10 protein-coding genes are annotated in these 11,208 nt (G+C 33.1%); 7 read left to right on the top strand and 3 right to left on the bottom strand.

All coding sequences use genetic code 11. The features are described from left to right. Nucleotides 1-33 precede the first annotated feature (33 nt). Nucleotides 34-891, top strand: a complete 858-nt coding sequence (gene folD, locus CD155_RS08700) for a bifunctional methylenetetrahydrofolate dehydrogenase/methenyltetrahydrofolate cyclohydrolase FolD (RefSeq protein WP_070831905.1) — start codon at nt 34-36, stop codon at nt 889-891. Between the two features lie 212 nt (nt 892-1,103). On the opposite strand, the gene CD155_RS08695 is transcribed toward folD, so the two are convergent. Further along, nucleotides 1,104-2,249, bottom strand: a complete 1,146-nt coding sequence (locus tag CD155_RS08695) for a globin domain-containing protein (protein WP_103213087.1) — start codon at nt 2,247-2,249, stop codon at nt 1,104-1,106. 264 nt (nt 2,250-2,513) lie between these two features. Between CD155_RS08695 and CD155_RS08690 the strand changes: the two genes are divergently transcribed. The 6 genes from CD155_RS08690 to rihC all read left to right on the top strand — a co-directional run bounded on the left by CD155_RS08690 (nt 2,514) and on the right by rihC (nt 8,184). Beyond that, on the top strand, nt 2,514-2,831 hold the full coding sequence (locus CD155_RS08690) for a DUF5011 domain-containing protein (protein WP_002442094.1): 318 nt from the start codon (nt 2,514-2,516) through the stop codon (nt 2,829-2,831). Nucleotides 2,832-3,132: 301 nt separating this feature from the next. Further along, nucleotides 3,133-4,257 carry a cytochrome aa3 quinol oxidase subunit II gene (gene qoxA / locus CD155_RS08685; protein ID WP_002442093.1) on the top strand — a complete coding sequence of 375 codons (1,125 nt, stop codon included), beginning with the start codon at nt 3,133-3,135 and terminating at the stop codon, nt 4,255-4,257. After that, nucleotides 4,257-6,245: a cytochrome aa3 quinol oxidase subunit I gene (qoxB, locus tag CD155_RS08680; RefSeq protein WP_002442091.1), complete on the top strand. Its 1,989-nt coding sequence runs from the start codon at nt 4,257-4,259 to the stop codon at nt 6,243-6,245. Before qoxA ends, qoxB begins: the two co-directional genes overlap by 1 nt. Beyond that, entirely contained in the window at nt 6,235-6,840 is a 606-nt protein-coding gene (qoxC, locus tag CD155_RS08675) for a cytochrome aa3 quinol oxidase subunit III (RefSeq protein WP_002442089.1), read from the top strand. The genes qoxB and qoxC overlap by 11 nt, the downstream gene beginning before the upstream one ends. Continuing rightward, a complete protein-coding gene (gene qoxD, locus CD155_RS08670) occupies nt 6,837-7,127 on the top strand; it encodes a cytochrome aa3 quinol oxidase subunit IV (RefSeq protein ID WP_002442087.1) in 291 nt (96 codons plus the stop codon). The genes qoxC and qoxD overlap by 4 nt, the downstream gene beginning before the upstream one ends. A gap of 148 nt (nt 7,128-7,275) precedes the next feature. Beyond that, complete coding sequence (rihC, locus tag CD155_RS08665; protein ID WP_103213100.1) at nt 7,276-8,184, top strand: ribonucleoside hydrolase RihC; 909 nt, start codon at nt 7,276-7,278, stop codon at nt 8,182-8,184. A 98-nt stretch (nt 8,185-8,282) separates the two neighbouring features. Here rihC and CD155_RS08660 read toward each other — a convergent pair whose 3' ends face one another. Next, nucleotides 8,283-9,485: a serine hydrolase domain-containing protein gene (locus tag CD155_RS08660; RefSeq protein WP_070831918.1), complete on the bottom strand. Its 1,203-nt coding sequence runs from the start codon at nt 9,483-9,485 to the stop codon at nt 8,283-8,285. Nucleotides 9,486-9,516: 31 nt separating this feature from the next. Further along, nucleotides 9,517-11,169, bottom strand: coding sequence for a phospho-sugar mutase (locus CD155_RS08655; RefSeq protein ID WP_103213086.1), 1,653 nt, complete (start codon nt 11,167-11,169; stop codon nt 9,517-9,519). Nucleotides 11,170-11,208 lie beyond the last annotated feature (39 nt).

The raw sequence follows: 11,208 nt of genomic DNA, 5'->3' as shown, positions 1-11,208 counted from the left end.
TAAGATATTAATTAAAATAAGGAGGCGTTTTAAGTGGTTGCTAAAATTTTAGATGGTAAGCAAATCGCAAAAGAATATAGACAAGGTCTACAACAACAAGTCGAAGAATTAAATAAGCAAGGTTATACTCCGAAATTGTCAGTCATACTAGTCGGAAATGATGGCGCAAGTCAAAGTTATGTCAAAGCGAAGAAAAAAGCTGCTGAAAAAATAGGAATGATTTCTGAAATTGTCCATTTAGATGAAACAACTTCCGAAGAAGACGTATTAAAAGAATTAGAAAGACTTAACAATGATGATTCAGTTAGCGGAATACTTGTCCAAGTTCCTCTACCTAAACAAGTAAGCGAACAAAAAGTTTTAGAATCTATTAATCCTGATAAAGATGTCGATGGCTTTCACCCTTCTAACATAGGGAAGCTTTATATTGATGAGCAAACTTTCGTCCCATGTACGCCATTAGGTATTATGGAAATTCTAAAACATGCAGATATTGATTTAGAAGGTAAACACGCGGTAGTGATTGGCCGAAGTCATATTGTAGGTCAACCAGTTTCCAAATTATTATTACAAGCTAATGCAACTGTTACTGTGTTACATTCTCGTACAAAAGACATGAGTAAACATTTAAAAGATGCTGACGTTATTGTGAGCGCTGTAGGTAAACCCGGATTAGTTAGTAAAGATGTGGTTAAAGAGGGTGCCGTTATCATAGACGTCGGAAATACGCCAGATGAAAACGGTAAATTAAAAGGCGATGTTGACTATGAAGAAGTAAAAGAAATCGCTGGCGCTATTACGCCTGTACCTGGAGGCGTAGGACCATTAACAATTACGATGGTACTTAATAACACATTACTTGCAGAAAAAATGCGTCGCGGCATTAAGTAGAATGCCTCTCAATATTGAATTACTACTGACGCAATAGTTTAATTCTTAATAAATATATATTTTATTAATACAAAATAAGCTCTAAGACCATTTCTTCAATGTAATACTCACCGTAAAGTTAGCTTTTTGGTCCGACTTTTCGAGGTGCAAATTACAATTAGAAATCATCTTAGAGCTTTTATTTTAAAATTTATATTCTATTCTATACAGTTTTATACATTAACACTTAGTTTAGGAATAAATGTTTCATAATGAATCTTACTAGCATCTACATTTAATTCTTTCAATGCTTCAATAATTGATTTTAAGAAATGTGTTCCTCCACAAATATAAATTTCAGTTTCTTCATTTATATATGCTTTTAATTTTTCTTTATCTAAATAGCCTTGTTCATTTTTATCATAAAGTTGATAATCAGCATTTTCATTTTTATCAGCTATTTCAGTAATTAAAGATTCAAAAGGTATATCATTCACATCATTAATAACTTGTATAAATTTAGCTTTTGAACCATTTTCAACAACTTCATTAAACATAGGAACTAATGGAGTAATTCCAATTCCTGAGCCTAAGAATAACTGTTCATTAGATAAGTTACTCACTTTGAATGGACCAACTGGAGCAGAAAGGTTAATTGAATCTCCTTCTGATAACTCATCGTGTAATATAGTAGAAACTTCACCTTCGTGATCAGTAGTTACATCACGTTTAACTGCGAATGTTAAATGTTGTTTATCTCCTTCAACGATAGAATAGTGACGTTTAGCACGATATGGCATTTTCTCACTACTTACATCGACCGTAATATATTGACCTGGTACAAATTGGCTTAAATCATATTCATCAGATACTACAGTGAATGATTTGATATCAGAAGAAATTTGATTAATTTTTTCAATTTTAAATGGTTGGAAACCATCCCAAGCCATTTGGCTATAGATATCTTTTTCTACTGATATAAATACATCAGCTATTTCCTGATATGCTTTTTTCCAAGTTTTTATAATATCATGACTATCGTCTAGCCCAACAACTTCTTTAATGGCTGCAATAAGATTTTCTCCAACAATATCATAACCTGCTGGCGGAACTTGAAGTGCACAATGTTTATACGCAACTTCTTTTACAACTGGCATGATGTTTTCTAAATGATCTATATTTACAGCCGCTGCTAAAACACTTTGCGCTAGTGCTGTAGATTGAAGACCTTTTTGTTGATTAGTTTGGTTGAACATATTTTTCAACTCAGGGTGTTGCTTAAACATTCTTTTATAAAAATGTGAAGTAATTTCCACACCTTTATCTTGAAGTACAGGCACTGTTTCTTTAACGATACTTTTTTCTTTTTCTGTTAACATTATTTCCACTCCCACATTAAGGTCTTTTTAAAGGCCTATTAATTTGACGCAATTACAGTTTATTCCTATTTATTTAAAAATTAAACGAAATGCTAAATATTTCACAAAACTTTCAATTTACATAAACTTAAACGAAATTTACCAAAAATATATTTAATTTAGATTAATACTAGGTTATATTAAGACCATAGTATGATGTATAAATATCGAATATAAAGTATATTAGACTTAAATCATAAATGACTATCAGACGGAGGTTACGTTATGAACAAATTAATTCAGTCATTATCGGCACTTGGCGTTTCAGCTACCCTAGTGACACCTAATTTAAATGCCCAAGCTACTTCAAATACCGAACCTCAATTACGAGGCGTTAACGACATTGTTATTGAAAAAGGTGAAGACTACAATTTATTAAATGGTGTAAGTGCTTATGATAAAGAAGATGGAGACTTAACACATAAAATTAAAGTCGACGGTCTAGTAGATACATCAAAAGTAGGTAAATATGAAGTTAAATATAAAGTGACTGATTCTGACGGAGCCGAACAAACTTCCACAAGATATATTGAAGTAAAATAAATATTTTTTACAAAGTTGAGAAATTTTCTCAACTTTTTTTGTTTATAAACCCTCTCAAACCCTCTAATTGATAACGTTTCTCAATTTTATATTGCATTACATGTAATTTTGTTAAATTTGTCGATTTTCACAAAATGTACACATAATTTTAACAAATCTTACAATCCCCGTCATACCTTATATCAATGCATATTCTTTACATATAACAATATTTTTTTTAATACAGGTACTTGTAAATATTGTGTAATAAACTAAAATTAATGGTAAGCCCTACATTTGTAGTATTAGGAGGTCAAAAAAAGTGTCAAAATTTAAGTCTTTGCTTCTATTATTTGGCACACTAATTTTACTTAGTGGCTGCTCAAATATAGAAGTTTTTAATGCAAAAGGGCCAGTAGCAAGTAGTCAGAAGTTCTTGATCATCTACTCAATCATCTTCATGCTTGTTATTGTTGTCGTTGTGCTTGCCATGTTTGCATTCTTTATTTATAAGTATAGCTATAATAAAAATGCAGAATCAGGCAAGATGCACCACAATTCTTTAATTGAAACAATTTGGTTTGTGGTACCTATCTTAATCGTTATTGCATTAGCTGTCCCAACAGTTAAAACATTATACGATTACGAGAAACCACCTCAAAAAGACAAGGACCCACTTGTGGTTTACGCAGTAAGCGCTGGTTACAAATGGTTCTTTGCCTACCCAGATCAACACATCGAAACTGTTAATACATTAACAATTCCTAAAGATCGTCCAGTCGTATTCAAGCTTCAAGCGATGGATACAATGACAAGTTTCTGGATTCCACAATTAGGTGGTCAGAAATATGCTATGACTGGTATGACAATGAATTGGACTTTAACAGCCGATCAATTAGGTACCTTCAGAGGTCGTAACTCTAACTTCAATGGTGACGGATTTGCACGTCAAACATTTAAAGTTCACTCTGTAAGCCAAAGTGATTTCGATAAATGGGTTAAAGAAGCTAAAGGTAAGAAAACATTAAGTCAAGATACTTTTGACAAACAAATCTTACCAAGTACACCTAACAAAGAATTAACATTTAATGGTACTCATATGGCGTTTGTTGACCCAGCGGCTGATCCTGAATATATCTTTTACGCATATAAACGATATAACTTCGTTCAGAAAGATCCTAACTTCACATCAGAAGAAGATCTTTATAAAGATGTTAAGGACAAACCAATTAAACCTGCCCGTAAGGTTAAAGTTACAAACGCAAACTATGAACGTCATGGTATGAAACCAATAATTCTCGGCAACAATGAAAAATATGACAATGAGTTCAAAAAAGAAGAGGACCATAACTCTAAAGAAATGGAAAAAATTTCTAAAGGAGCAAAAGACGAAAATGCGTCTAAACTTCAAAAAAAAGAACATGATGATCATGGAGGTGGACATTAATGAATTTTCCATGGGATGAATTACTCGTTAAAGGTAACTGGATGATTATCATGGCACAAATTGGTGCCCCGTTCTTAGTTATCGGACTTATCGCAGTAATTACGTATTTTAAATTATGGAAATATCTATATAGAGAATGGTTCACATCCGTAGACCATAAAAAAATCGGTGTAATGTATTTAATCTGTGCCGTATTAATGTTCGTTCGTGGTGGTATTGACGCGTTATTAATTCGTACTCAATTAACTATTCCAGATAATAAGTTCTTGGAAGCAAACCACTATGATGAAATTTTCAGTACGCACGGTGTAATCATGATTATCTTCATGGCGATGCCTTTCATCTTTGGTTTATGGAATATCGTAGTTCCATTACAAATTGGTGCACGTGATGTTGCCTTCCCTGTAATGAACAACGTTAGTTTCTGGCTATTCTTCGCTGGTATGATTTTATTCAACCTTTCATTTATCGTAGGTGGATCTCCAGCTGCAGGTTGGACTAACTACGCACCACTTGCTGGTGAATTTAGTCCTGGACCAGGTGTCAACTATTATTTAGTTGCAATACAGATTTCCGGTTTAGGTACATTGATGACCGGTATTAACTTCTTTGTAACAATACTTAGATGTAAAACTCCTACAATGAAGTTTATGCAAATGCCAATGTTTACTGTAACAACATTTATTACTACTTTAATTGTTATTTTAGCTTTCCCTGTTTTAACAGTAGCGTTAGCTTTAATGACAACAGATAGAATATTTGGTACACACTTCTTTACAGTAGCAGATGGCGGTATGCCAATGTTATGGGCAAACTTCTTCTGGGTTTGGGGGCACCCTGAGGTATATATCGTTATCTTGCCTGCATTTGGTATTTACTCTGAAATTATTCCAACTTTCGCACGTAAACGCCTATTCGGTCACCAAAGCATGGTTTGGGCGACTGCAGGTATTGCGTTCTTAAGTTTCTTAGTTTGGGTTCACCATTTCTTCACAATGGGTAATGGTGCGTTAATCAACTCATTCTTCTCAATTTCAACAATGTTAATCGGTGTTCCTACCGGTGTTAAACTATTCAACTGGTTATTAACACTATATAAAGGTAGAATCACATTTGAGTCACCTATGCTATTCTCATTGGCATTCATCCCTAACTTCCTATTAGGTGGGGTTACTGGTGTAATGTTAGCGATGGCATCTGCGGACTATCAATATCACAATACTTATTTCTTAGTAGCCCACTTCCACTATACATTGGTTACTGGTGTAGTATTTGCCTGCTTAGCTGGTTTAATCTTCTGGTATCCAAAAATGATGGGTTACAAATTAAACGAAACGTTAAACAAATGGTGCTTCTGGTTATTCATGATTGGATTCAACGTTTGTTTCTTACCACAATTCATCCTAGGATTAGATGGTATGCCACGTCGTTTATACACTTACATGCCTTCTGATGGTTGGTGGTTATTAAACTTCATCTCAACTATCGGTGCATTACTAATGGGAATCGGCTTCCTATTCTTAGTAGCAAGTATCGTTTACAGTCACATCAAAGCACCACGTGAAGCTACTGGTGATAACTGGGATGGACTTGGTCGTACTTTAGAGTGGACAACAGCATCAGCTATTCCACCTAAATACAACTTTGCAATCACTCCAGACTGGAATGACTACGATACATTTGTTGATATGAAAGAACATGGTCGTCATTACTTAGACAACCATAATTACAAAGATATTCATATGCCAAACGATACTCCAGTAGGTTTCTGGATGGGTATCTTCTTTACAATCGGCGGTTTCTTCTTAATCTTTGAAACTTTAGTTCCTGCAATTATTTGCTTAGCAGGTATTTTCATTACTATGATTTGGAGAAGTTTCCAAATTGATCATGGTTACCATATCCCTGCTTCTGAAGTTGCTGAAACTGAAAAACGCTTAAGAGAAGCTCGTATTAAAGAAAGGGAGGCTGTAAGTCATGAGTCATGATACAAAAACAATCGATTCACGTAGTCATGAAGGCGAATTAAATAAACTTGGCTTCTGGATATTCCTTACAGCTGAATTCGCGTTATTCGGTACCCTATTCGCAACGTTATTAACTTTGCAACACGGTGGCGATTACGCACACAAAATGACTACTGAGTTATTTGAATTGCCTCTTGTACTAATAATGACATTTTCATTATTATTAAGTTCTTACACTTGTGGTATTGCAATTTACTACATGCGTAAAGAGAAACAAAACTTAATGATGATTTGGATGATCATCACTGTACTATTAGGGCTTGTATTCGTAGGTTTTGAAATTTACGAATTCGCACACTATGCACAAGAAGGAGTTAACCCAACTATCGGTTCCTTCTGGTCTAGTTTCTTCATCCTATTAGGTACGCACGGATGTCACGTATCTGTAGGTATTGTTTGGATCATTTGCTTATTAATCCAAATCGGCACACGCGGTTTAGATTCTTACAATGCTCCTAAGTTATTTATAGTAAGTTTATACTGGCACTTCTTAGATGTTGTTTGGATCTTCATCTTCACTGCCGTATATATGATAGGGATGGTGTATAGCGGATGAATACAATCGTAAAACATACAGTCGGATTTATTGCTTCTATCGTATTAACGCTTTTAGCAGTTTTCGTAACACTATACACATCAATGACTTTCCATGCTAAGGTAACAATTATCTTCGGTTTCGCATTTATCCAAGCTGCAGTTCAATTATTAATGTTCATGCACTTAACTGAAGGTAGAGACGGACGTCTTCAATCATTCAAAGTTATCTTCGCAATTATCATTACTCTAGCTATCGTTATCGGAACATACTGGGTAATGCAAGGTGGTCACTCTCACCACTTATAAAAATGAGTCAGATTATCAAGCTCATGGTTTTGTTAATCACAAGCAAGCTAGCATTTTATATGTTAGCTTGCTTTTTTTATTGTCGAAATTACATTGCTATAGTGTTACGCTTAATGGGAATTTATTTTCAAGAAGGAGAAGAGAAATGATGGTTACACCAATTATTATTGATACAGATCCAGGTATAGATGATGCTGCAGCGATAAGTCTTGCCCTATGTCATCCCGAATTTGATTTGAAGATGATTACTACAGTTAATGGAAATGTTGGAATTGAAAAGACAACCGCCAATGCTTTGAAATTGAAACGATTCTTTAATAGCGATGTCCCTGTCCACAGAGGTGCTTCGAGACCATTATTAAATGAAATTGTCGATGCGATTCCTGTTCATGGTGAATCGGGTATGGATGGCTACGAATTCCCACCTATTTCTGAAAAGGATTTAGCATCTACTCATGCTGTGGAGGCTATGAAAACGACATTATTAAATTCCGAAGAGCCTGTTACTATCATAGCCATAGGTCCATTAACGAATATAGCCATACTCCTTTCAACTTATCCAGAGGTAACAAAACATATTAAAGAAATTGTTCTTATGGGAGGAAGTACCGGTCGAGGTAATGTCACACCACTAGCTGAGTTCAATATTTATTGCGATCCTGAAGCCGCTCAAGTTGTATTCAATTCTGGATTACCTATAACAATGATTGGTCTTGATTTAGCGAGAGAAGCTATGTTTACACATGACTTTGTGAAAAAATTCAAAAACACAAATGAAACTGGATTAATGCTTCATGATATATTTCAACATTATAGAAGCGAAGATTTTGAATATGGTGTTAAAATTTATGATGTATTCACTATCCTCTATTTACTAAGTCCACAAGCATTTAATGTGATTGAAGCAGATGTACAAATTGAGTTAGATGGTCGTTATACTAAAGGAGCAACTGTAGTAGATTTCAAATCACAATATCCGAATTGTACAGTCGTATTATCTCCTATAAATAACATGTATGAAGAGGTTTTCTTAGAAGCACTCAATTATTGTAAATAAATTAATAAACAAATAGCCATTAATCTTGAAAAAAAGCACACCCAAAAAATGAAATTTTGGGTGCACTTTATAATAGATTAATGGCTTATCTGTCTTTTTTATTGAACTTTTACGCCTGGTGTATTATATGGTTTCTTTTGATTGAGTATATTATAGAAAATGTGTTTCATTTTATCTTCATTTGGAACGAAACCATTGGTATTTTTAACGTTAGTACCTAAAATGACGATGTATCGATCGTTAAAATAAACTGTAAATATTTGTCCGAAGAATACGCCATTTATTCTATTTAAATATGGTGTCACATAGAAACCATACCGATATTCTTCTGGATACTCTTCTGTTCCTAACTCATGAAGCATCGGTTTTGTTACTTTAGAATTAAATAATTGATCTTGTTGTAGCGCATAAATCAATTTACCCATATCATATGGTGCCATGTATAAGTTCCCTGCTCCATAATATTGATCTAATACATTTGGACGTAAGAATGAGAAGCTATTATTTTTGAATTTATATCCTTTTGCCATCTCACTTTGTAAAGGTTTTTCATCATAAAATGAAGTATGTTTTAAATGGTATTTATTTCCTAGGCGTTGATAATAGTTTTTAACGTATGGTTTTCCAGTTACTTTTTCGATGACTTTAGCTAATACTAAATAGTTTGCATCGTTGTAACTATGTTTATGATAAATAGAATCATCTATGCCACGTTTTTGAATTGATAATACTGCTTGGTCTAAATTTTTAATATTAGTAGAAGCTTCATATTTATATAATCCACTTTTATGTAACATTAAATCTTTAATTGTAATTTCTTTATCTGTTTTAAACCATGGTAAATACTTGGTTACAGGATCATGTAAATTAACCTTATGTTCTAATTCTAATTGCTTTAACATTAATCCAGTAGTAAATTTTTGAGAAGAACCTATTAAATACATTGTATTAGCAGTGTTTTTCTTCCCTTTTTCTATATCTTGATAGCCATAGCCTTTATTCATTTTTATTTTACCATTATCAAAAACTGCGACTGTCCCGTTAAAATTTGTTGATTTTAAATATTTATTAATTTGTTCATACATTGGTTCTTTTTTATCAAGAACTGTTTTTAACTTCTTAGGAGCTTTAACTGTTTTATCTCTTTTTTCAATATAGTGGGTATTATCATTTTCGTTTTTTAAAACTTGATTTTCGATATGTTGATGCTTACTCCATCTAAATCCTATTAATCCCACTAATACGATTAATACAACTAATACGACAATAAAAAATATTATTTTAAATTTATTAAGTTTCATCTTCTTTTGTTGGCCTCACACATTCAAGTCTTTAATATTCAATATAAGTTTTTTGAAAATCTTTAATTACACTTTCAATATCTTCTACATTAAGTGAAAAATATATTTTTATTTTAGGTTCAGTTCCAGATGGCCTAATCGCTATAAATCCTTCATCAAATATTAGACGTATTAAGTTCGAATTAGGTAAATATGTTGGCTCTTTTTCGCCACTATCCATATATTCAATGGTACCTAACTGATAATCTTCTATTGCTTTAACATCCAACCCACATATTTGGTGTATAGATTCATTTCTAAAGGAATCAATAATCTCTTTTATTTTGAGCTGCCCTTCTCTTCCTTCAAAAACTGGACTTAAATTAACATTTCTATAATGACCAATTGCACGATATATGTCATTCAGCGTATCTGTTAAAGTAATATTGTTCTCATAAAGTAAATTCTTGTACTTAATAATCAACGGTACAATTTGAATCGCATCTTTGTCTCTAACAAATGGCTCAACCATATACCCATTACTTTCTTCAAAAGCAAGTAACAACTTCTCAGCACTGTTATCTTTTGAATTTAAAATTTCCGATATATATTTAAATCCTGTAAGCACGTTATAAACTTTAACGTTAAGTGCTTCAGCAAGTTTATCACTCAATTCACTTGTCACAATCGACTTAACGATATATAAGTTTTCATATGAAGCGTCAATTAAATCTTGATATCGTAATTTCATCAAAATAAGTCCTAGTTCATTACCACTAATAAATCTACATTCTCCATTATCTAAACGTTCTACTACACCTAGTCTATCCGCATCAGGATCTGTAGCTATAATCAATTGTGCGTCATTTTCTTCTGCGAGCATCTTACTAGCATTAAAAGCAGACTCATCTTCAGGATTAGGACTATCAACAGTTGGAAATGTCCCATCTGGCTTTGATTGTTCCTTTTCGATAATATAATTATCATATTTCAACTCATCCAATATTTCAGAAACGATAGGTAAGCTTGTTCCATGAAGACTTGTTAATATTGTTTTGGCATTTGTCTTTTCAATTTTTCCTGTCGCTTGGATGACTTTATTTTTATAACTATTTCTAACATCGTCTTTGGCATAAACAATTTTGTTAGCGTTAACTAGTGCTTCGAACTCCCCACCTACAACATCCAGTGGATTTTCAACTTCTTCAATATAATTACTTAATATTTCAGAATCTTTTGGTAGCAGTTGTCCTCCATATTCGTTATAAACCTTAATGCCATTATAATTTTTAGGATTATGACTCGCAGTAATCATAATACCGCCATCTGCACCATAATATCTTACTGCATACGAAAGTTCCGGCGTGGATTTATAAATATCGGATGTGATAACTTTTACATTATTTTGTGCAAGTGTAGTTGAAATCTCTTTTGAAAATGAATCAGAAAGTAATCTAGAATCATAGAAAACAACAATACTCGCTTCTTTATTCCTCGATTTAAAAAATTGAGCTATACCTAAAGCTACTTTTCTTACCGTGAAAGCATTCATTCTTCCAGGACCTATACCGAATATACCTCTAATACCTGCAGTCCCAAAAGACAATTGAGTTGTTAATCCTTCTTCTATCTCTATATCATTTTGTTGCTCATAAAACGGTCGAATCAAACTTTCATCCAATCGTTTTATCCATTCTTGTTTCATGAGTAATCTCCTTTCTAAAAAACAATCATTGTAAAGGCA

The organism is Staphylococcus caprae (genome assembly GCF_002902725.1).
Taxonomy (GTDB): Bacteria; Bacillota; Bacilli; order Staphylococcales; family Staphylococcaceae; genus Staphylococcus; species Staphylococcus caprae.
Note: the sequence above shows the minus strand (reverse complement) of the source record. Positions and strands in the feature narration are given on the sequence as shown.

Excerpts from the sequence above, each read along its gene's own strand:
- CD155_RS08660 (WP_070831918.1), bottom strand. The coding sequence starts at position 9,485 with ATGAAACTTAATAAATTTAAAATAATATTTTTTATTGTCGTATTAGTT.
- CD155_RS08690 (WP_002442094.1), top strand. The coding sequence starts at position 2,514 with ATGAACAAATTAATTCAGTCATTATCGGCACTTGGCGTTTCAGCTACC.
- CD155_RS08655 (WP_103213086.1), bottom strand. The coding sequence starts at position 11,169 with ATGAAACAAGAATGGATAAAACGATTGGATGAAAGTTTGATTCGACCG.
- rihC (WP_103213100.1), top strand. The coding sequence starts at position 7,276 with ATGGTTACACCAATTATTATTGATACAGATCCAGGTATAGATGATGCT.
- qoxD (WP_002442087.1), top strand. The coding sequence starts at position 6,837 with ATGAATACAATCGTAAAACATACAGTCGGATTTATTGCTTCTATCGTA.
- qoxC (WP_002442089.1), top strand. The coding sequence starts at position 6,235 with ATGAGTCATGATACAAAAACAATCGATTCACGTAGTCATGAAGGCGAA.
- qoxB (WP_002442091.1), top strand. The coding sequence starts at position 4,257 with ATGAATTTTCCATGGGATGAATTACTCGTTAAAGGTAACTGGATGATT.
- CD155_RS08695 (WP_103213087.1), bottom strand. The coding sequence starts at position 2,249 with ATGTTAACAGAAAAAGAAAAAAGTATCGTTAAAGAAACAGTGCCTGTA.